Genomic DNA, 21216 nt, shown 5'->3' on the forward strand with positions numbered 1-21216 from the left:
TCAATCGTCGCCCTTCAGGCTACTTCACACAGGGCGCTGGGGTCGATGGAAAGTGCCAGGCGCTGGCCGTCCGGATGCAGATCGTCGGCGCTGCGGTTGAGCACATCCACCACCAACTCCACGCCACGCGCTTCGATACGGTAGCGAATCACGTTGCCCAACAGGCTGTGGCTGCGCACCAGCGCATCGAGTTCGCCGCTGCGGCTCAGTTCGATGGCTTCGGGGCGGATCGCGATGCGCCCGCTGATTGGACGTTGCAGCAGTTGGCTGGCCTTGTCGGCATCCAATAGGTTGTAGTTGCCGATAAAACCGGCTGCGAAGACATCCACCGGCGCGGTATAGAGGGTCTCGGCATCGCCGCTCTGCACGATCTTGCCCTGGTTCATCAGGAAGATGCGGTCCGACATGGTCAGGGCTTCTTCCTGGTCGTGGGTGACGAAGATGGTGGTCAGCCCCAATTCGCGCTGGATCTGGCGGATCTGCTCGCGCAGGTGTTTGCGAATCCGGGCATCCAGCGCCGACAGCGGTTCATCCAGCAGCAACAGGCGCGGGCGGGTCACCAGGGAACGGGCGAGGGCGACGCGCTGGCATTGGCCGCCGGACATCTGGTGCGGGTAACGGCCGGCCAGGTCCTTGAGCTCCACCAATTGCAGTACATCCTGCACCCGCTTGTGACTCTCGTCGGCGTTGACCTTCTGCATGCGCAGGCCGAAGGCAACGTTCTGCTCCACGGTCATGTTGGGAAACAGCGCATAGCTCTGGAACACCATGCCGATGTGGCGTTTCTGCGGGCTCAGCGGGACGATGTCCTGGCCGTCCAGCAGGATTTTCCCACTGTCCACCGAGGTCAGCCCGGCGATGCAGCGCAGCAGGGTCGACTTGCCGCAACCGGACGGGCCGAGCAGGGTGACGAACTCGCCCTTGGCGATTTCGCAGTTGATATCACTGAATACCGGCGTGCCGGCATAGCCTTTTTGCAGGTGTTGGACGCTGACGAAGCTCATTGGCTTTTGTCCTTGTTCAAGATATTGGCGGCCCAGGTCAGCACCAGCACAAAGAAGAAGTAGGAGATCACGACGGCGCTGGTGAAGTGGCCGCTGCTGTTGCGCATGTTGTTCAGGTACACCTGCAGGGTTTCATAGCGGGTGCCGACCAGGATGTTGGCGAACACGAACTCACCGAACAGGAAGGAGAACGACAGCAGCAGTGCCACCATCAGGCCTTTGCGCAGATTGGGCAGAACCACGAAGATCGCGGCTTGCCAGGTGCTGGCGCCGAGCAGTTGGGACGCGTCCATCAAGTCGCGCAGGTTGATCGCCTGCAGGTTATTGGTGATCGCGCGGTACATGAAAGGCAATGCCACGGTGAAATAGCAGCCGATCAAAATCCACGGGGTGCCCACCATCGCCAAGGGGCCGGAACCGTACAACTGCAGCAGGCCCACCGACGACACCACCGGTGGCACGGCGAACGGCAGCAGGATCAGGATGTTCATCAGCGCATCCAGCTTGGGGAAGTGGTAATGCACCACGAACAGCAGCGGCAGGATCAGCACCACCGAGAGGACCAGCGCGCCCACGCACACCAGCAACGATTGCGCGAAAGCCATCAGGAAGCGCGGGTCGCTCCATAGCTGCGTGTACCATTTCAAACTGAAACCGGCGGGCAGGATGGTGGCCGACCAGCTGCTGGAGATTGAATAGACAAAGGTGCCCACCAGCGGCAGCACCAGGATCAGGAACAGTATGTACACCACCACCCGGTGGTAGAGCGACGCCGGGCCGGCTTCAGCGCGAGACATGGTAGCTCCTCTTGAGCAGCAGTTGATGGACCACCGTGACCACGGTCATCAGCGCCACCAGCACCACGGCCAGGGCACTGGCCAGGTTCGGGTCCAGCGACACGTCGCCGGAAACCAGCCCCGCGATGCGGATCGGCAGCACGTTGAAGTTGCCGGTGGTGAGGGCGTACACGGTGGCGTAGGCACCCAGGGCGTTGGCCAGCAGAATCACGAAGGTGCCGAGCAGCGCAGGCGTCAGGACCGGCAAGCCGATATGCCGCCAGAAGTGCCAGCCATTAGCGCCGAGCAGGGCGGCCGACTCACGCCAGTCTTCGCGCAATGCATCGAAGGCCGGGTACAGCAGCAGCACGCCGAGGGGAATCTGGAAATACGTATAGAGGATGATCAAGCCGGTTTTCGAGTACAGGTTGAAGTCCTCAATGATCCCCGCCTGCTTGAGCATGATGGTGATGCTGCCGTTGAACCCCAGCAGGATGATGAACGCGAAGGCTAGGGGCACGCCGGCAAAGTTGCTGGTCATGTTGGCGAAGGCGGTGACGAAGTTGCGCAGCGGCGAATCGACCCGGCGCAGGGAGTAACTGCCCAGGGTGGCGATGATGATGCCGAAGACGCTGGAGTAGAAACTGATCTCGAGGCTGAACTGGATCGCCTGCAGGTAGAACTTCGAGCTGAAGATACGCGTGAAGTTTTCCAGGCTCCAACCGCTGTCTTCGGTTTGCAGGCTGTTGATCAGCACCCAGGCCAACGGCGCGATTTCGAACACGATAAAGAACAGCGCGAAGGGCACCAGGCACAGCAAGGCCAGCCATTTGCCGCGATTCATGGCATTCACTTGAGCAACTCCCGGCAGACAGGCTTGTCGTGGTGCACGCCGAGCAACTCGCAGACGGTACCGCACAGCTCGGTCTGTTTCGGCGCGGCGTTGGCATCCAGGCTGAAGGCGTCGCCCAGCACAAACAGTGGCACTTCGCGCTCTTCCGGCAGCAGGCCGTTGTGGGAGCGGTCGTTGTTCATGCCGTGGTCGGCGGTGACCAGCACTTGGTAACCGGCGTCGAGCCAGCCCTGCAGGTAGTCGGCGAGAATGATGTCGGCCGAGCGTGCGCTGTTGCGGTACTGCGCGCTGTCGAGGCCGTGCTTGTGGCCGGCGTCGTCGATGTTCATCGGGTGCACCAGCAGAAAGTCCGGCGCGTGCGCAAGGCGCAGGCTTTCGGCGTCGGCCAGCAGGTGGGAGTCCGGGTAGTGGTCATTCCAGTAGAAATGCCCATGCTGGATCGCCAGCGCCTGATCGTCGGTATGACGATCACGGGCGGCGAGAAAGGGGCTGCGGTTATACAGTTCGCTCACCCAGTGGTAAGCCGCCGCTGCGGTGGTCAAGCCGGCATCGCGGGCGTAATGAAAAATGCTGCGCTGGTTGGACAGGCGCGAGACGCTGTTGTGGACGATGCCGCTCAGGATCGGCGCAACGCCGGTCAGGATGCATTCATACAGCGGGCGGGACAGGGCAGGCAGTTCACATTCCAGTGTGTAGAGGGCTGCGCGTCCTGCGCCGACATAGGCCTGCAAATGCCCCATGGCGTGCCGTGCAACCGCGAAGTTCAGGCCGTCGAGCACGACAAGGATGACAGGGTGCTTCATGGGGGAGAGCGCTCCGCAGCAATAGACTTGACTCAATTTCCCTGGAGGAACGAGGTCAAAAGTGTGGGAGGGGGCTTGCCCCCGATAGCAGTGGATCAGCCAATGAATCTGTTGAATGACACACTGCTATCGGGAGCAAGCCCCCTCCCACATTGGATCTCCAGTGGATTTCCAATGTGGGCGACAGGCTTACTTCATCTCTACGATGACCTGCTCGTTCCACAGCTGCGGCAGCTTTTTGGACGTGGCTTCCCAGGCATCGGCATCCTTGATCGGCTGCGGGTTGGCCTTGGTGTACTGCTCACCCGGGATCAGGTTCTTGGCGATGTCAGCCGGCAGTTTCAGGTCGGTTTCGGCGCGGATCGGGCGTGCATTGCCTTTGGCCAGGTTGATCTGGCCGGCATCGCTGAAAATGTATTCGCGCGTCAGCTTGGCGGCGTTCGGGTGTTTGGCGTACTTGTTGATGATGGTGGTGTAGCCGGATTTCACTGAGCCATCCGACGGGATCAGCACCACGTAGTCATCCGGGTTGGCCATCTTGGCTTTATAGCTCAGGCCGTTGAAGTCCCAGACGATACCCACTTCGACTTCGCCTTTTTCCATGGTGGCGATGGTCGGGTTGGACAGCGAGAGGCGACCTTGCTGGGCGATCTTGGTGAAAAATTGCAGGCCCGGCGCGATGTTTTTCTCGTCGCCTTTATTGGCGATGGCGGCTGCCAGCACAGCGTTGGAAGCCTGGGCTGCGGTGCTTACGTCACCCACCGAGACCTTGTACTTGCCGGTTTGCAGGTCGGCCCAGCTGGTGGGCACTTCGGAGCCGTGCAGCAGCTTCTTGTTGACGATAAACGCGATGGTGCCGGTGTAGGCCAGCGCCCAGTGGCCGTCCTTGTCTTTCGCCCAATCCGGCACCTGGGCCCAGGTGGACGGTTTGTAAGGCTGGGTCACTTCCTGCTTCACCGCGATGGGGCCGAAGGCCGCGCCCACGTCGCCGATATCAGCGCTGGCATTGTCTTTTTCGGCTTTGAACTTGGCGATTTCCTGGGCCGAACTCATGTCGGTGTCGATGTGCTTGAGGCCATAGGTCTTGGCCAGGTCTTCCCAAGTCCCTTTCCAGTTGGCCCAGTCATCGGGCATGCCGACGCTGTTCACGGCGCCCTCGGATTTGGCGGCGGCTTCCAGGGTTTTTAGATCGGTATCAGCGGCCATGGCTGCGGTGCACATGGCAATGGTCGAGCCTAACAGTGATGCCAGGAAAAGCTGTTTCATCCGAAGCTCCTTTGGGCGTTTTCAACGCGGCGTTTTATGCAGGCGGTGTGGTTGGTCTAGGTCAGAGCAATACCTGAGCCAATCTAGACGCGATGGATGACAGTTTCATGTCGATGTTGTTTTTGAGGCGCTGATGTCGTTCGGCGCAGACTTAGCGTAGACCATGCCCAAGTGCCCGTGGCGCCTGGACTTGGCCGATGTATTGCAGGGTGTGGTGCACGCGGGTGATGCGGCTGTCATCTGTCGGTCATCTGCAATGCCTAGGCTGGCGCAATATTGAGGCGGGGCGTTTGTGCAGCTTTATGTGCACTCGAATGGTGCTGGTCTAGTCCAGATAGGTAACGTTGATGCGTGACGAGGCAATCAAAGCGGTAACCTCCATCGGGCTGGCACTGCAGGAGCAGATCGACCACGGCCTGTTGCCGCCCGCCAGCAAACTGCCCGCCGAGCGCAAGCTCAGCGAGTTGTTTGGTACCACGCGCATTACCGTGCGGGAAGCCTTGTTACAGCTTGAAGCCCAAGGGCAGATCTATCGCGAGGAGCGCCGAGGCTGGTTCGTCTCGCCGCCTCGGTTGGCCTACAACCTGATGCAGCGCAGCCACTTTCACGCGATGGTCAACGACCAGGGCCGGGTGGCATCGACCCAGGTGATTTCTGCACGGCTGCAACCCGCATCGGCGGCGGTCTGCGCCTGGTTACAGTTGCCGGCGCTGTCCAGCGTGATCCAGATTTGCCGGGGGCGGCGGATCGACGGGCGGCTGGTGCTGTACGTCGAGCACTACCTGAACCCGCAGTATTTTCCTGGGATCCTGGCGTGCGACCTGAATCAGTCGATGACCGAACTGTATGCGCGCAAGTACGACTTGCACTATGGACGGGTGCGTTTCGAGATCGTACCGACCTCACTGCCGGTGGAGGCCGCCGCTGCGTTGCGCGTATCGGTGGGCAGCCCGGGCTTGCGGATCGCCCGGGTCAACTATGACCAGCACCAGCGCTTGATCGACTGCGACCTGGAGTTCTGGCGGCATGATGCGATTCATGTGGGTGTGGACGTGGTTTGAGGCTATGGCGAGGGTGTGAGTGCCTTGATCACCTGATCCACATTGGTTTCCAGCTCCGTCACCGGGTCGGCACCGTCCACATTCAACACCAGCAGGGTGGCGCCGCCAGCCGTGACCGCCGTTTTCACCGCCTCACTCGGCTGGCGGTGGTGCAGCACCGTCGCCACATCATTGGTTTTCAACTGCGCACTGAGCTGTTGCAGCGCTTCAGGCGTCCAGTCCGCATCCGGTCGTGCATCGGTACTGACCAGTTCCAGGTTCAGGCTGCTGACCAGATAGGCAAAGTGATCGCTCAAGCTGACCACACTCAGGTTATCGGCCTGGGCCAGGCGCGCCTCGCTGTCGGCGGCGAGCTCGAGCAGGCGCTGCTTGAGCGCGGCCAGGTTCGCGTCGATCTGCGGTTTGGCGCCCGGCGCCAGGCGGCTCAGGTCGGCCGCCAATACATCGGCCATGCGCCCCATGTTGTTGCCCGACTGCCACGGTTGGCTGTTCAAGCCATCGCTGACGCCCGGCTGTACGGCGATGCCCGGTAAGCCGCCATCCACCGGGCGCGCGGCGTCCACTTCGACAATGCGGATATTGCTGCGCCGCGCCACGGGGTAGAGCGGGTCGTCCGCCCACAGCGAGCGCAGACCGATGGCGGCATCGGCATCCTGGGCCAGTTGGCTCAGCGCTGGCGCACCGCGCCCGGTGAAGTACGACACTTGCCGCGAACCGGGCAGGTTGGCGGGGGCGGCGCGTTCGAGCTGCACATCGGTGCCTTTGAGCAGCACTTGCGCGAGGCCGTAGGTGATCGGCAACGAGGCCAGCACCTTGACCGGTTTTACTGTGTTGGGCTTGGTCAGCGCGGCATGGCCAAGGCCATGGTTGGCGACGAAGTCCCTGGTTTGAAAGCCATCCACGACGGCGAACGACGGGGTGCTGATCAGGCAAGCCATGGCCAGGGCCAGTGGGCGAAAGTCAGGGCGCATTATCCAAGATTCCCTTTGAGGCTGGGCACCGTACCGCGCGCGATCGCGGCGAGGGCGAAGGCGATACCGGCGACCAGGATGATTGCGGCGCCGGAAGGCACCGGCAGGTCGAAGATGATCGGCAGCAGGATGCCGCACAGGGTGCTGACGGTCGCAATCGCCACCGACACCCAGAAGAACCCTTTGAGCGACTGGCTCAGCAGCCGCGCCGCCGCCGCCGGGATCACCAGCAGGGCACCGACCAGGATGGCGCCGATCACCTTGACCGCCGCGACGGTGATCAGCGTCACCAGGATTACGAACAGATAGTCCAGGGTCTTCACCGCCACTCCGCGCACCGCCGCCAATTGCGGGTTGAAGCTGGCGAGCATGATGCGGTTGTACAGCGGCAACGCCAGGGCCATCACCAGCGAACCGACGACCGCCAGCACCAGCAGGTCGTTGCCGTTGACCGTCAGCACCGAACCGAACAGCACGTTTTCCAGAATGTGCACATTGATCTTGCCGGCCAGGATCAGCAGCAGGCTTGCGCCCAGCGCCAGGGACACCGACAGGAACACGCCGATCAGCGTATCCGGCGCCAGGCCGGTACGGTTGCGCAGGTAGTTGAGCAGGATGCCGAACAGCAGGCAGTAGCCGAACAGGCTGCCGTAGGGCCCGGTGTAGGGTTCTCCGAGCAGAATGCCCACGGCCACGCCGGTCAGCGCGGCATGCCCGACCGCTTCGGAGAAAAACGCAAAGCGCTTGACCACCACCAGCGTGCCCAGGCCGCCCAGCACCGGGCCGATCAGCAGACCGGCGAGCAGGGCGTTGACCACAAAGCCGTAGGCCAGTGCCTCGGGCAGATAACCAGAAGAGGCCCAGCCCTGGACCATCAGGCGAAACGCTTCATAACTCATTGCGCCAGGCTCCGAGGGTGGGTGGAGAACAGGGTCAGCAGGCGGTCGGGGGTAAGTGCCTGTTTCGGCGTGGCGTCGAACAGTACGCGGCGGTTCAAGCCGGTCACGCGGTCGGCCAGGCGCCCGACTGCCTCCAGGTCGTGCTCGATCCACAGCACGGTAATCCCGGCCAGTCGCCAGTCATTCAACAGCCGCTCGAACACCTGGATACCAGCCTCATCGAGGGCCGACATCGGTTCATCCAGCACCAGCAATTGCGGCGCCGGAATCAGCCCCTGAGCCAGCAATACCCGCTGGCGTTCACCGCCGGACAAGGCGCCCATGCGCCGCTTGCGCTTGTCCTGCATGCCGACCCGTTCCAGCGCCTCGCCAATCGCACCGGCGTAGTGCCGGGACAGGCCGAGAAACGCCGGCCGCCGCTGGCACATGGCGGCCATGAAATCATCCACGGTCATCGGCAAACCCCGGTCGAACTCCAGGGCCTGGGGCACATAGCCAATGGTGCCGGGGCTGCCCGGCCACTCCAGGCTCAAGCGGCCCTGGTGCGGCGTTTGCCCGAGCAGGGTCTTGATCAGCGAGCTTTTGCCGCCGCCATTCGGGCCGACCAACGCATGGATGCTGCCGGGCCGCACCTGAAAGCTCACTTCATCGAGAATCACGGTGCGGCCCAGGGTCAGCGACACCTGGTCAAAGTCGAGGGTCGGGCCACAGGCCAGGTTCAGCGGTTGCGCCGCCGTCATGTTCCCGACTCCTGGATCGCGCGAACCACGGTGTCGAGGTTGCCGGTCATTTCCACCTCATACTTTTGCGCGCTGTATTCACCGTAGGAAATATGCGACAGCGGATACAGCTTGACCCCGGATTCCCGTTGGATTGTGTCGACATAGGAAGACGGGAAATCCATTTCCGAGAAAATTACTTTCACGTCCAGGGCGCGCAGTTCATCAATGGTTTTTTTCAACTGGCTGGGGCTGGGCTCGATGCCGTGGGCCGGTTCGACCACGGCGGTGACTTCCAGGCCGAACTCGCGCAGCAGGTAGTCATAAGCCGCGTGCACCGTGGCCACGCGCAGGTCCGGGTTGGGCGCGCTGGTCAGCTTGGCCAGGGCATCGGCGCGCATCTGGCGCAGGCGCTTGCCGTAGGCGCGGGCGTTCTGGGTGTAGGTCTTGGCGTTGTCCGGGTCGAGCTTGCCCAGCTCGCGGGCGATGTTGTTGACCTGGGCAATCGACGCACTGATCGACAGGAACGTGTGCGGGTTGACCACCTTGCCCGCACCGCGCGCGGCATTGCCGGTGGCGGCCAGCAAGGGCACGTTGGCGTTGGCTTCGATCACCGGGATGTCCGGGCGCTCGCTGGTGGCGATCATGCGGTCGGCGAAGTCATCATGCCCCACGCCATTGAGCACGATCACGTCCAGGGTCCCGATGCGCTTGATGTCTTCGGCGCGCGGTTCGTAGGCATGGGGGTTGAACCCCGCGGGAATCAGTGGCACCACCTCGGCCTTGTCGCCGACGATGTTGGCCACGTAGCTGTAGTAAGGATGCAAGGTGATGCCGATGCGCAGGCGTTTACCCGCCTCGGCGTTCGCCAGGGGCGCGAGCACCAGGCTGAACAGGCCAACCAGCAACAGGCGCAACAGGGGAGATGAAATGGACATGGGCAATCGGTCTTCTCGTTCAGTGGCGGTGCTGGCGGGTCACGCCAGCATCGAATTGCGCGACCACTTGCCGCCAGCCGGCAGCAATCAGCGCCTGGTCAGTGAGGTCGGAGGGGGCAGCCAGGTCGTTGCCACGGTTGAGCCAGATATCCGGCTCGGTGCCCTGCACGCGCATCAACAGCGAACCGCTGGTGCCCGGTGCCTGGCTCAAGCCCAGGTAAGCCGAGGGGGCGAGCAGCTGCCAGCGATGATCGCCACGGCTGACGGAACTGGCGTCCTGGGCAAACGGCGCAAAGCCCTCCTGGGCCAACTGGTCCGGTGTCGGCAGGGCGTTTTGCTCCTGCTGCAGCAAGTGGATTTCATCCAGGGTCACCCGCAGGTCGGCGTAGATGCCCTGTTCGGCGGCGCTCAGGTCGCGTCGCGCATCCAGTTGGTGGCTTGGCACCGCTGCGAGCTCCTGGGTCTCGCTGTGCAAGGCCACCACCGTTCCCGACACCGCCAGGATGATCAGGCACAGCAACAGCACGTAAAGGGTTTCATGACCCGCGCCGGCCGGGCGCACTACTTGTACGGTACTCATGGCGCCTGGATGTCCGCTTGGTCGATTTCCACCACGTGACCGGGGCCGGCATCGAACAGCACATAGAACTCGGCCGCGGGTTTCTTGAAGGTCAGGGTCGAATCCTCACCGAGCTTGCCCGGCACCAGGATGGTCTCGTCGTAGCCGATCACATCCAGGGTCACGCCCGGAGCGCCGCTGCCATCGGAGAACCCCCCTTTGCACTGGATCTGCTCGCCGGGGATTTCCTTGCATTCGCACATCGGGTTGTGGGCGAAGGCCACGTCAGTGAAGCCGGCGCTCAGCACTAGCACGCCAGCGGCGCGCATCAGGCGCTTGAACATCATGGTTTGACTCCTTGCTTGTTCAGCCAGGCAACAGTGGCGGGCGAGGCCTGGCTCAGTGGAATGGAACCCTGGTGCATGCTGCCGTCCCAGCCTTCCATGGTGACCCACAGTTCAGCGTCGACCGGCGTGCGCTCCGGCACCGGCAGGACGGCGCCCATGCGGTAGGGCGTGCCAAAGAAGATCACCCCGGCCGCCCGCAGGCTGCGCGGTTTGCCGATGCGCAGGTAAGTGGCCTTGACCTGCTCGGCGCAGGTGGCGCACAGGGCGGCGTTAAAGGTTTTCATCGGGCCGGCCGGGTCCGGGCGCGGGCCTTCGTTGCGAAATTCCGCGAGGGCCAGGCTCCAGGGGCCGACTTGAACGTCCCCGGCGACCCGCTCGCCGATGCCGGCATCGCCGCGAAACAGCGCGGCATCGGCAAAATACTTGGGCATGAACCCCAGCGGCACCAGCAACAGCAGGATGTTTATATGAAAACGCCACTTCAGCCACCCGGCGCGCAGGGGTGAAGAGGGTTTGGTCGCGACCTTGCTCATCAGTGCGTCTCCGAGGTTTCAGCCTGCAGGGCAGGGATGGGCACAGGCGGGCGCTGGGTCTTGGCCTCGCGTTTGAGGGCGTGGAGGGTGGCCAGGGCGGTGCGCTTGGTCCAGATCAGCAAGCCGCTCAGCACCATCATGCTCAGCACCAGGCCGAAGAAGGCCCAGATCAGCTTGATCCACAGGCCACCGAAGTCACCGGTGTGCAGCGGGCGCATGGACTCGGTGACGAACTCCAGCGTGGTGCGGTCGGACAGCAGGTGCGAGACCGCGATTTCACCGCTGTAGGGGTTCAGTTGCGCGGTCTGGAACATCAGCGGGTACCAGCCGCGCCCGCCGATCTGCAGGTGGCTGTAGGCATTGAGCGGCAGGAAGGCAAACGTGGCTTCCAGCCCAGGAATGCGCTGGGTGGCGATCTTGATCGCTTCGTCCAGGGCAATCATCGGGGCAGGCACGCCGGGGGCGGACAGCGGCACCTTCTCCCGGGCAATCACCGGCACGATGGGCTCGCTGGAAATGGAAATCTGATTGTCGGCCAGGGTCGCCTCGATCAGGAACCAGGTGCCGGTAATGGAAATGACGGCGATGAACCAGATCGACCAGATACCGCTCAGGCGGTGAAAGTCACCCCAGAAGATGCGCGCGCCGTGGCGGATGCGCAGGGTCGGGCGCAAAAAGCCTTTCCAGAAACGCTTGTACACCACAAGCCCGGTGACCAATGAGGCCAGCAAGGGCAGGCCGAGCAGCGACACCAGGTACCAACCCCAGCTGTAGCCATTGGTGAACGGCACCAGCCACCAGCCGTGCAGGGCACGGGTAAATTGCTTGAAGTCGAACGATGGGCTGATGCCCTGGATGGCGCCCGTGTAGGGGTTGGCATAGGCCTCGACGGAACGCCCGTCCGGGTAGCTGAGGCCGACGGTCAACGCGAAGTGTGATTCGTCGGGGCGGATAATCGAGCGCACGATGACCTGGGGCTCGTCGCGCTTGATGGCGGCGATTACCTGGTCGAAGCTCAGCGGCTGGGCATCATCCGACGGCTTGGTCGCGCGGATGTCCGGGTTGGCCAGCCAGACGATTTCCTGGCTGACCACCGCCAGGGTGCCGGTGACGCAGACGATCAGTACAAAGAACCAGATGGGCAGCGCCAGCCAGCTGTGTACGAGAAACCAGAGTTTTGAGCGTGACTTCTTCGACATGTGAATGAGGGTCTTGATCGGAGGGGCGATGGAAGCCCGGAAAAGGCCAGTCGTAGCTTTTGCTGACGCGACGGGCTGTATCTAAGTTAAGACGGATGAGAATGAGAAATCCCCAAGGGGGAAATGAAAGAAAATGTTTCAAGGACCCAACGGCGTCGTATGCGCGGGCGATGGTCTTCGGTGATGGCGCCGAGGTTCATAGGGCATGCGAAGCGCAAACTGAAGGCTAAGTTGAATTCGCTGGAGTACGTAGTTGCATAAGTATAAAAATGCACCGGCAAACACCGGAGGATTATTTGTCAGTATTATTTAGATTTTAAATTAACCCATTTTAACCATGAGATACCCCTGTTTACAGGCAGATGAGCGCAGGGCTGGTATAAGTCGGAAAAAAAGCAAAGATATTGTATTGACGGCGTAGAGACCTTCCGCTTAAGTAGGTGTCGGCTTGGAAGTCAAATAACGCTAAAAAGGAAGTTTATTACATGGCCGTATCAGTCGTTCATCCGCACCCTGGAATAATAAACTTATACCGTCCCCGCGCGGCTGATTGAATCATCCCTTTTGATCGCGGCCCGTCGCCCGAGTCGATTGTCATTGTTGCGAATATCGCTGTTCCCGCCAGGGAAAGCGCGCATTCATATGCCTGAACAGAGAGTACGCACTCATGTCAATTTACGATCAAGACATTCATCGCTCAGTACAGTGGCAAGACTGGCGCTGGCAGCAGAAGAATGCGTTGCGTGATGAACCGACACTTCGCGATGCCTGTGGGGGGTGGGGCGAGGACACCACCGCGCATATCGAACACAACCTGCAAGGGCGCAAGATGCAGATCACGCCCTACTACATCGAGCTGATCAAGCGTTCTCTTACCACCGGCGCGGTCACGGACCACCCGCTATGGCGGCAAGTGGTGCCGTATTGGAGCGAGCAGGTCGAGGGTGATTACGATGGCACTTCCGAAAATTGGGAGTTGGGCCATGAAATGAAGACGCCCATCTGCCAGCACAAGTACGACAATCGCGTCATCCTGCGCATCACCAATACCTGCAATGCCTATTGCCAGTTTTGCTTCGAAGCGCTGCGCACGCTGCAGGTGGGCACTGAAAAGGCCAACGCCAGCAAGGATTCCTTCATGGAGTCGGTCGAGTACATCCGCGGCAACCCGGCCATCGAGGAAGTGATTCTCAGCGGTGGCGACCCGTTGATGCTGGCCGACCGCAAGCTCGACGAGTACCTGGCCGCCCTGCGCGGGATCAGTGATGACTTGCTGATCCGTATTCACTCCCGGGCCCTGAGCTTCAACCCGTATCGCGTGACCGATGAATTGATCGCGATGTTGGAAAAGTACAAGGTCAATGCCTTTGGCGTGCACGTGTGCCATCCGCTCGAACTCAGCCCTGACTTTGTGGTGGCGGTCAAACGCATTCAGAGCGTCGTGCCGATTGTCTTTTCCAATATGCCATTGTTACGGGGCGTCAACGACGATGAAGCGACCCTGCATAAATTGTTTATCGATCTTTATCGTCTGGGCGTAAAACCGTATTACTTATATCACTTCATGCCGTTTTCACCCGGTGCTTCGGAATATAAGGCATCGATCAGCCAGGCCATCGCGATCATGGATCGCCTCAAACGGCGAGTGTCTAATATCGCCCTGCCTGAATATGTTCTACCGCACGCACAAGGCAAGTTCACGGTGCCGCTGTTGGACTTTGAAAAACCTGAGAATTTACCGCACTTCGAAGTTCGCGACGGGCAGCGCCATTACCGCTTCCGCAACTGGGAAGGGCAGTGGTGCAGTTGGCAGGATGCCTGAATCAACGTATGGACTGAGGCGGTATAAGTGATGAAACAAGACGCCATTCTTTTTATTGATGTCGATGACAGTACTGCTGTCCGTTATAACTACCGAGAGCCGCATTTTGCGGTTGCCCGCGCCCAGGGCCTGGTGTGCCTGACGGCGGGGGTGACTGGGCGCAGGCATCTGCAACGGCTCAGGGATGACAGTGATGCGGTGTTCCTGCTCGACGCACTCAACGAGGAGGCCATCCTCGACCTGGTTGGCCAGCTCGATGAGCAGTATCAGATTCGCGGAATTTTCTGCCAGGCCGGTCATCCGTCTGCGCAAGGCGAAGTCGGCTGCATCGTGGCACGGGCGTCCCGGCGCCTGGGCCTGGTGCACAGCAGTCCCGAGGCGATTGCCGCGTGCAACAACAAGTTCCTGATGCGCAGGGTACTGAAACAGCACGCCATTCGTTCCGTGCCGTTTGCGCTGTGCAATGACGAACAACAACTCCAGCAGAATGCCGAGCGGGTGGGTTACCCGCTGATCGCCAAACCGCCGTTTGGCGGGGCTTCGGCGTTTATCAAGAAGTGCGCCAATTGGGCCGAGCTGCGCAGCCACTACGCGCTGTTCGTCAGGGATCACGCTGGCGCCGCGTATGCGGATTTCTACGGCTGTGCACACACCCTGCCGGAAGACGACGACCAACGGCACGACTACATCCCCGGGCGCAGTCTCTTGCTGGAGGGCTACATACCCGGTATCGAAGGCAGTGTGGAATGTGTGGTGGCCGGCGAGCGCGTCCATCCGCTGCTGATCAACGAAAAGCTACTGTTGACCGAGCGCAGTGGCACGGTCCTGGAAAACCTGCTGATTTCCCCACCGACCTCCTTCACCGACAGCCAGTGCGCGCAGATCCGCGAGTACGCCGTGACGTGCCTGCACGCGGTCGGCCTGACCAACGCCGTGGTGCATTTCGAGTTCCGCATGACGGAGCAAGGGCCGGTGGTGATCGAGATCAACCCACGCGTGGGCGGGCTCTATGTGAACGCCGCGTTGCGTGACCTGGCCGGTATCGATCCCTACCAACTGTATCTCTCGTTGTTGACGGGCGAGCAGGATGTCACTGCGCAGTTGGAGGCGGGGGCACGCAAGGTTGCCGAGACGGGGCAGCATTACGCGATGCTAGCGATTTACCCGCAGCACAGCGGCCGGTTCGAGGGCATCGAAGGCATGGAGTACCTGGACCGTAACGCAGCGGTGCTGGAGTACGCTCAGCAGGAGCCGGGCCACATGATCGATGCGGACATCGAGGAGCACTATCTGCTCAAGTGCTGGGCCAAGGTCGACGACGCTGCCGATGCCCACGCGCTGCATGACGCGGTCAGTCAGCATCTGCGCGTTATCATCGACAACCCAGTGGCAGGCTAGCGATATGGACATCCCACGAATTAGCGCGCAGTTGCGCGAGCAGCATTACTGCCATCGCCGTGACTTTGGCGAACTGGTCAATGTCGAGCCCGCAGAAGAACAAAGTTTCCGGGCCTACTGGGCCAACCTGGTGCGCGACGAGGCGTTCAAGGCGTACACCCATCGCGAACGGCGGATCCTGCGCTATCGTTTATCACCTTCACGGCAGTTGCAGATCGACAGGAGCACCGCGTTCAAGTCGCCGGTCACCTACGCCATCAACTATCGACAGGGGGTGAACCACTTGAGCTATAGCGAGGAAGGCTTTATCGAGCATCCACTGATGCGCAAGCTGCTGGCCACCGACCTGGCGGTGATCGCACCGCACCTGGGCGAACAGAGCTACACCATCGACATCCACCAGTTCCGCGTGCGTGCGGATGCGCAAGCGAGCAGCCCCACCACGTCCGGGATTCATCAGGATGGCCTGGATTGGGTGTTCATGCATTTTATCGGCGAGCACAACACGGTGCCGGTGGTGTCGGAAGTGTTCACCAGCGAAGCGGAGCACAGTCGGGTGTTGAATGTGCCCATGGAGCGGTTCCTGGAAACCCTCGTGGTCAATGATCGCAGGCTCTACCATCGCGCTGGAGATGTACGGCCGAAGGACGATTCGACTCCCGCGTGGCGCGATATGCTGCTGGTCAGCCTGCGCAGCGTGCCCGCTGATGAAGAGGCGCCGCCCGCATGAGCCTCGATCAACAGCTGTACCTGTCGACCCGCAACGCGCGGCTGATCATTTTTGCTCGCGGCGTTTCGGACTTTGGCGCCTTTCTCAACCTGGTGGCCCTGTCCACCTATGTCTACTGGCTCAGCCAGAGCGTGGTGTTCGTCAGCATCTTCCTGGCGTGCCGCGTCACCGGTGGCATTGTCGCTAGCCTGTTTGGCATCCCGTTTTTCCGGCGCTTTGCCGGGCGCGGCACGTTGGCGGGGCTGGACCTGGCGCGAGCGTTGTTGCTGACGCCGCTGTTGCTGCTGATCCCCACCCATCAACTCAGCCTGTTGCCGTTCATTGCCTTTGGTATCGGCCTGTGCAATTCGCTGTTTGCCATTGGCCTCAACAGTCAGTTGCCCATCTGGGTTGCCCCTGAACAGCGGGTGAACACCAACGCCTGGATCACCTCGGCGGCCGCCACCGGCGCGGTGTTCGGCAGTCTGCTATCGGGGTTGCTGATTGCCACCGGGGGATTCGAGGCGGTGTTCGCGGTGAATATCGGCACCTATGTGATTGCCGCTTGCCTGGTGCTGCCATTGCGCGGGTTGTACTGCGTTGCCATCGCCGCCCATCGCGGGCTCTCGGCCGAATGGCGCGAGTTGACCAAGGGGCTGCGCGGCGCGCCGGTATTGGCCGCCATGTTGTTGATCAGCATGCTCGACACCCTTGGCAGCGCGGCGCATAACGTCGGTTGGCCGGTGCTGTCCCAGTACATTTCCCCGGACACGGCCAAAACGGTGATGGGGTATCTGCTGGCGGTCTGGGCCTGCGGCAAGTTTATCGGGGCACGTATCGCCAGTGCGCTGTTAAAGGGGCGCGGCACGCCGAGCATGGAGCGGTTGTTCATGTTCGGCGTGGCGCTGATGTCCAGCGGCTTTATCCTGACGTTCCAGCAAACCCAATTGTGGCTGGCGCTGCTGTTGGTGGTGTGGGCGGGGTTGGGAGACGGGCTGTCTGAAGTGGCGTTGGTCTCGCGTGCGCAAAGTGAACCGGATAGCCTGCGCCTGCCGCTGTTCAGTTTATTGACCCTGATTCAAATGGCGGGCTTCGGCGTGGGGATGCTGGTGGTCGGGCCGTTCTACCTGACGTGGACGCCGGCCCAGGTGATTGTGCTGTTCCATGGGCTACCGCTGACGGCGCTGGCGGTAATGACCCTGTGGCTGGGGTGCATGGCTTACCGAAACCGGCCGGACGTGTCGGGTTCACCGCCCACGCGTTGATAGCGATCGGTGGGAGGGGGTGAGCCCCTTCCCACCTGGGTAGCGCCTCAACTGGGTTCAAGCAACTGCGCTCCCGGCCCGCGCTCACCGAGTTGGTCACCCTGGTTGCGCAACGGGCAGGCGTCCATCGACAAGCACCCGCAGCCGATACAGCCATTGAGCTTGTCGCGCAGTTGCACCAGCTTGTTGATCCGCTCATCCAGGTCTTCCCGCCAGCGTGCCGACAGGCGTGCCCAATCCTTGGCCGTCGGTGTGCGGCCTTCAGGTAATGCTTGCAGCGCCTCGCCGATGGTCGCCAATGGAATGCCCAGGCGCTGGGCAACCTTGATCACCCCCACCCGCCGTAACACATCCCGCGTGTAGCGCCGTTGGTTGCCGGCGTTACGATGGCTTTTGATCAGCCCCTTGGTTTCGTAGAAATGCAGGGCCGTGACGGCGACGCCGCTACGGGCAGCCAACTGGCCAACGCTGAGTTCCTTGTTGAGCATAAAAACCCCGATTCATCACTTGACCTTGACTTAACTAGAGGTTTTACCCTGCCGAGCACTGGATCGCAAGATTCTGCCTACGGAGAAAGGGGAGTGTTCATGCAGGTATCAGAGAAGAATCGCAGCTTCACGCAGTTGATCGAGTTTCAGATCGACCCCCGCCAGCAGTCTGCCCTGGTGGCCGCCCTGACCCTCCAGAGCGAGCGACTGGCCGAGAACCATGGCGGCTTTTTGAGTGCGAGCGTGCAGGTCAGCGATGATGGGCGGCGGGTGCTCAACTGCCTGCAATGGCAATCCCGCGAGGATGGCGAGGCGGCGTTCCGGCGCTTCGAGCAGGGCGGCGAAGACCTCTGGACGCTGATCCGGGCGCATCAGGCCAGGGCGGTGACCTTTGATTCGTTCCAGGTGCTGCGCAGTTTTGAGCGCAGCCATGACGACGCCTTGCACTGCCGCCTAAATGGATAGGTGCAGCATCCGCTCGCCCTGCAGGTTTTCCCCTGGTCGGCGCTTGTTGACCGCCAGCTCGCCGATCTTGATCAGGCGCGTGCGCGTGACGTTGCGGCTCAAGCCCAGCAGGCTGGCGGTGTGCACCTGGTTGTAATGGCTGAAGCGGTAAGCGGCGCGTAACAGTGCATCCTCGACTTTTTCGTGCAGGGCGCCGGCCTGTTCCTCGAACAGCTTTTGAAAGGCGCGCGCCAGCAACGCTTCGGCGCTGTTGTCGGTGCCGTGCTGGCTGTCGTCCTGGCGCTCGATGCGCAGGTTCGACAGGCGCAGATCGTCGCGTTCGATCACGCTGTTGCGGCAGATCAACAGGGTGTGGTGAATCACGTTTTCCAGCTCGCGGATATTGCCCGGCCAACTGTAGCTGCGCAGTTTTTGCTCGGCCTCACGGCTGATGGTGATCGGACCGTAGCCCAGGCGTTGGCTGTAGGCTTCGATGAAGTGTCGGGTCAGTGGCAGGATATCGCCGGGACGCTCGCGCAGGGGGCTCAGCTCCAGGCTGACCACGTCGAGACGGTAGTAGAGATCTTCGCGGAAGTGCCCGGCATTGATGGCCTTTTCCAGTTGCACGTTGGTTGCCGCCAGTACCCGGACGTTGATCGGAATGCTCTTGCGCGAGCCCAGGCGCACCACTTCGCGCTCCTGCAGCACGCGCAGCAACTTGACCTGAATAGCCATGGGCAGATCGCCGATTTCGTCGAGGAACAAGGTGCCGCCGTCCGCCTCTTCGAACCAGCCCGCCTTGGCGCTGAGGGCGCCGGTAAAGGCACCTTTTTCGTGGCCGAACAGCTCGGCTTCGACGAGGGATTCAGAGAACGCCCCGCAGTTCACCGCCACGAAGGGTCGGTTGCGCCGCGCGCTGAGGTTGTGGATATGCCGTGCCACCAGTTCTTTTCCGGTGCCGGTTTCGCCGATGATCAGCACGCTGGCTTCGCTGGGCGCCACTTGCTGGATATGGTCGAGCAGGGCCCGGGATTTCGGGTCTTCGAACACCTGAGCCGTGGCACGGATCGAGGTCGCGAGGGCAGGCGAGGGTGGGAGGGTCAACAGCTGCATGGGCACCTCTCTTAGGAATAGAACGTGGGAATCGGCAGGGCCGGGTTCAGCGCCCGGTCATGCAATGCGTGGAGTTTGTAATCCAGCGGGCTTTGAGCAGTGCTGTGGCCTGCACGCTGGGGCGTGGGCGGGCAGCATTGCGGTGTTTATAGAGGGATTCTTATATTCCGTAAATTAATCGATTTACATATTTATAGATCTTAAAGGAATATATGGCTGTGCCTATTGAGACTGCTGCAACGGTTGATAGCCACTATCGAGGACGGTGATTTTTCCCTGGGCAGGGGCGGGAGTAGCCTGTGTTCATTGACCCGACACCTCCTTCGCAGGGCTACCGCCATGAACCGTTCACTCGCCATCTCGCTGTTGCTTGTCACCGCTGTGCTCGCTGGATGTGCAACCCATCCGGCGCCTGAATTGCGTCCTTATACGGAACAGGAAACCAGACAGCTGGCGTTGGAAGCGCTGAGCCGCCGCGGATTGTCCTTCGATGACTATCAACAGCAGCGGGCGGCATTGACCGGCCAGCCACAAAAAACCTTTGGTTTTGATCATCAGGGCGAGATGAACGCCGAGCGCAACGTAGCCCTGAAGGATCGCCCCAGTTGAGCGGCTCTGTTGCGGTGAAGAACCCGAGTGTTCCCATAAGGAAACTCGGGTTTTTTGTTTTCCATGGCGTGACTTCAGCCTGTTAAGCTGAATTTCAGGAGCGTTCCTACGCACATTTTCATAAAGTGGTCCTTCTATAACGGCATCTGATCAGTTAAACCTGACGACCTCTGTTCTGTTCGATGCCCCCGCGACACTGTTCTCGGGAACACGCTCTGCGAGTTTTTAACGCCATGAATAAACGTCCGTTGTATTTCGACTACGCCGCCACCACACCGGTGGATGAGCGGGTCATCCAGGTGATGGTTGAGTGTCTGGGTTTCAATGCCAATTTCGGTAACCCGGCGTCCAGTTCCCACGCGTTCGGCCAAGCGGCCCGGCAAACGGTCGAGCAGGCGCGTCACCAGGTGGCCGAACTGGTCGGCGCCCAGCCCGAGCAGATCGTCTGGACCTCCGGCGCCACCGAGTCCAACAACCTTGCACTCAAGGGTGTAGCCCAGGCGCGTGGCGTGGCGGGCGGGCATATCATCACCAGCCAGATCGAGCACAAGGCCACACTCGACACTGCGCGGCAGTTGCAGGAAGCCGGTGTGGCGGTGACATATCTGGTGCCTGATGCCGATGGCTTGATCAGTGTCGAAGCGGTCAGTGAGGCACTGCGTGAAGACACCTTTCTGGTGTCGCTGATGCTGGTCAATAACGAGCTGGGCACGTTGAACGACATCCCGGCTATCGGCGCACGGGTGCGCGAACAAGGGGCGTTGTTTCACGTGGACGCGGCGCAAGGGGCGGGCAAGGTGGCCATAGACCTGGCGCAGTGGCCGGTGGATTTGATGTCGTTTTCCGCGCACAAGCTTTACGGTCCGAAGGGCATAGGCGCGTTGTATGTAGGACCACGTGCGCAGCAGAAGGTGTTGGCGCAGATTCATGGTGGCGGGCATGAGGGCGGCTTACGTTCGGGTACCCTGGCCACTCACCAGATTGCGGGCATGGGCACGGCGTTCGCCCTGGCAGCAGCGTCTTTCGCCGAGGAGAAGGCACAGATCGTAGCCTTGCGTCAGCGTCTGCTGGATCAGTTGGCGTCGATCGCGGGTGTGCACCTCAACGGCAGCCCCACACAGCGAATCCCCCATACCCTTAGCCTTACGTTCAATGAAGGTGAGTTCAACGCGGCTGCGTTGAGTGCAGGAATTGCCTTTTCGGCGACTTCAGCATGCAATTCGGCCAGCAACGCGCCGTCCCATGTGCTACTGGCCCTCGGGCATGACGCTCGCAGCGCCGGCCGTACCATTCGCCTGAGCCTGGGCCGGTTTACCACCGAGCGGGATATCGACGAAGCGGTACAACTGATCAAGTCGGCACTGGCCAGCGCACCGGCGTTCTGGGCCGTCTGAAACTTCATTCGCAGTGCATAACAATTATTAGCGGTTAGCAGGAGAC

23 protein-coding genes are annotated in these 21216 nt (G+C 61.3%); 8 read left to right on the plus strand and 15 right to left on the minus strand.

The window, feature by feature from the left end:
* Window positions 1-14: 14 nt before the first annotated feature.
* The 5 genes from C4J84_RS09285 to C4J84_RS09305 form a co-directional block, all read right to left on the minus strand.
* Window positions 15-1004 (minus strand): ABC transporter ATP-binding protein, encoded by a 990-nt coding sequence (locus tag C4J84_RS09285; protein ID WP_124370218.1) that lies wholly within the window; start codon window positions 1002-1004, stop codon window positions 15-17.
* On the minus strand, window positions 1001-1801 hold the full coding sequence (locus C4J84_RS09290; protein ID WP_124370219.1) for an ABC transporter permease: 801 nt from the start codon (window positions 1799-1801) through the stop codon (window positions 1001-1003). The genes C4J84_RS09285 and C4J84_RS09290 overlap by 4 nt, the downstream gene beginning before the upstream one ends.
* Window positions 1788-2624 (minus strand): ABC transporter permease subunit, encoded by an 837-nt coding sequence (locus tag C4J84_RS09295; protein WP_164485241.1) that lies wholly within the window; start codon window positions 2622-2624, stop codon window positions 1788-1790. Before C4J84_RS09295 ends, C4J84_RS09290 begins: the two co-directional genes overlap by 14 nt.
* Window positions 2625-2629: 5 nt before the next feature.
* Window positions 2630-3436: an alkaline phosphatase family protein gene (locus C4J84_RS09300; protein ID WP_124435205.1), complete on the minus strand. Its 807-nt coding sequence runs from the start codon at window positions 3434-3436 to the stop codon at window positions 2630-2632.
* Between the two features lie 189 nt (window positions 3437-3625).
* Window positions 3626-4702, minus strand: a complete 1077-nt coding sequence (locus C4J84_RS09305; protein ID WP_124366480.1) for an ABC transporter substrate-binding protein — start codon at window positions 4700-4702, stop codon at window positions 3626-3628.
* A gap of 347 nt (window positions 4703-5049) precedes the next feature.
* On the opposite strand from C4J84_RS09305, the gene C4J84_RS09310 reads away from it, so the two are divergent.
* Window positions 5050-5763: a UTRA domain-containing protein gene (locus C4J84_RS09310; RefSeq protein WP_124362047.1), complete on the plus strand. Its 714-nt coding sequence runs from the start codon at window positions 5050-5052 to the stop codon at window positions 5761-5763.
* Window positions 5764-5765: 2 nt separating this feature from the next.
* Here the strand turns inward: C4J84_RS09310 and C4J84_RS09315 are convergent, their stop codons facing one another.
* Genes C4J84_RS09315 through C4J84_RS09350 form a run of 8 tightly spaced genes read right to left on the minus strand, consistent with a single transcriptional unit; the run spans window position 5766 to window position 11928 of the window.
* Window positions 5766-6734, minus strand: a complete 969-nt coding sequence (locus tag C4J84_RS09315; protein WP_124435206.1) for a metal ABC transporter solute-binding protein, Zn/Mn family — start codon at window positions 6732-6734, stop codon at window positions 5766-5768.
* Window positions 6734-7633 (minus strand): metal ABC transporter permease, encoded by a 900-nt coding sequence (locus C4J84_RS09320; protein ID WP_124435207.1) that lies wholly within the window; start codon window positions 7631-7633, stop codon window positions 6734-6736. Before C4J84_RS09320 ends, C4J84_RS09315 begins: the two co-directional genes overlap by 1 nt.
* A complete protein-coding gene (locus tag C4J84_RS09325; RefSeq protein WP_124362050.1) occupies window positions 7630-8373 on the minus strand; it encodes a metal ABC transporter ATP-binding protein in 744 nt (247 codons plus the stop codon). The genes C4J84_RS09320 and C4J84_RS09325 overlap by 4 nt, the downstream gene beginning before the upstream one ends.
* The gene (locus C4J84_RS09330) at window positions 8370-9290 is read right to left on the minus strand and encodes a metal ABC transporter substrate-binding protein (RefSeq protein ID WP_124370224.1); all 921 of its coding nucleotides are present in this window, start codon (window positions 9288-9290) and stop codon (window positions 8370-8372) included. The genes C4J84_RS09325 and C4J84_RS09330 overlap by 4 nt, the downstream gene beginning before the upstream one ends.
* 19 nt (window positions 9291-9309) lie before the next feature.
* A complete protein-coding gene (locus tag C4J84_RS09335) occupies window positions 9310-9870 on the minus strand; it encodes a DUF6162 family protein (RefSeq protein ID WP_124429183.1) in 561 nt (186 codons plus the stop codon).
* Window positions 9867-10178, minus strand: a complete 312-nt coding sequence (locus C4J84_RS09340) for a hypothetical protein (RefSeq protein WP_256658985.1) — start codon at window positions 10176-10178, stop codon at window positions 9867-9869. The genes C4J84_RS09335 and C4J84_RS09340 overlap by 4 nt, the downstream gene beginning before the upstream one ends.
* Before the next feature lie 14 nt (window positions 10179-10192).
* Window positions 10193-10729 carry a thiamine pyrophosphate-binding protein gene (locus C4J84_RS09345; RefSeq protein WP_124435208.1) on the minus strand — a complete coding sequence of 179 codons (537 nt, stop codon included), beginning with the start codon at window positions 10727-10729 and terminating at the stop codon, window positions 10193-10195.
* The gene (locus tag C4J84_RS09350) at window positions 10729-11928 is read right to left on the minus strand and encodes a PepSY domain-containing protein (RefSeq protein WP_124429185.1); all 1200 of its coding nucleotides are present in this window, start codon (window positions 11926-11928) and stop codon (window positions 10729-10731) included. Before C4J84_RS09350 ends, C4J84_RS09345 begins: the two co-directional genes overlap by 1 nt.
* Window positions 11929-12595: 667 nt before the next feature.
* Between C4J84_RS09350 and C4J84_RS09355 the strand changes: the two genes are divergently transcribed.
* The 4 genes from C4J84_RS09355 to C4J84_RS09370 are packed head-to-tail and all read left to right on the plus strand — an operon-like array spanning window position 12596 to window position 17122.
* Window positions 12596-13750, plus strand: a complete 1155-nt coding sequence (locus C4J84_RS09355) for a KamA family radical SAM protein (RefSeq protein WP_124435209.1) — start codon at window positions 12596-12598, stop codon at window positions 13748-13750.
* A 30-nt stretch (window positions 13751-13780) separates the two neighbouring features.
* Complete coding sequence (locus C4J84_RS09360) at window positions 13781-15148, plus strand: acetyl-CoA carboxylase biotin carboxylase subunit family protein (protein ID WP_124435210.1); 1368 nt, start codon at window positions 13781-13783, stop codon at window positions 15146-15148.
* 4 nt (window positions 15149-15152) lie between these two features.
* Complete coding sequence (locus C4J84_RS09365) at window positions 15153-15878, plus strand: 2OG-Fe dioxygenase family protein (protein WP_124435211.1); 726 nt, start codon at window positions 15153-15155, stop codon at window positions 15876-15878.
* Entirely contained in the window at window positions 15875-17122 is a 1248-nt protein-coding gene (locus C4J84_RS09370; RefSeq protein ID WP_124435212.1) for an MFS transporter, read from the plus strand. The genes C4J84_RS09365 and C4J84_RS09370 overlap by 4 nt, the downstream gene beginning before the upstream one ends.
* Window positions 17123-17169: 47 nt before the next feature.
* Here the strand turns inward: C4J84_RS09370 and soxR are convergent, their stop codons facing one another.
* Window positions 17170-17610 carry a redox-sensitive transcriptional activator SoxR gene (gene soxR / locus C4J84_RS09375; protein ID WP_124435213.1) on the minus strand — a complete coding sequence of 147 codons (441 nt, stop codon included), beginning with the start codon at window positions 17608-17610 and terminating at the stop codon, window positions 17170-17172.
* Window positions 17611-17709: 99 nt separating this feature from the next.
* Between soxR and C4J84_RS09380 the strand changes: the two genes are divergently transcribed.
* Entirely contained in the window at window positions 17710-18075 is a 366-nt protein-coding gene (locus tag C4J84_RS09380; protein ID WP_124403614.1) for an antibiotic biosynthesis monooxygenase, read from the plus strand.
* Here C4J84_RS09380 and C4J84_RS09385 read toward each other — a convergent pair.
* Window positions 18064-19167, minus strand: a complete 1104-nt coding sequence (locus C4J84_RS09385) for a sigma-54-dependent Fis family transcriptional regulator (protein ID WP_124403615.1) — start codon at window positions 19165-19167, stop codon at window positions 18064-18066. The two genes, C4J84_RS09380 and C4J84_RS09385, sit on opposite strands and share 12 nt — an antisense overlap.
* Before the next feature lie 339 nt (window positions 19168-19506).
* Here C4J84_RS09385 and C4J84_RS09390 point away from each other — a divergent pair, with 339 nt between their 5' ends.
* Entirely contained in the window at window positions 19507-19776 is a 270-nt protein-coding gene (locus C4J84_RS09390) for a hypothetical protein (RefSeq protein WP_124366498.1), read from the plus strand.
* 233 nt (window positions 19777-20009) lie between these two features.
* A complete protein-coding gene (locus C4J84_RS09395) occupies window positions 20010-21170 on the plus strand; it encodes a cysteine desulfurase family protein (protein ID WP_124435214.1) in 1161 nt (386 codons plus the stop codon).
* Window positions 21171-21216 lie beyond the last annotated feature (46 nt).

This window comes from Pseudomonas sp. R11-23-07 (genome assembly GCF_003852295.1).
In the GTDB taxonomy this organism is placed as follows: Bacteria; Pseudomonadota; Gammaproteobacteria; order Pseudomonadales; family Pseudomonadaceae; genus Aquipseudomonas.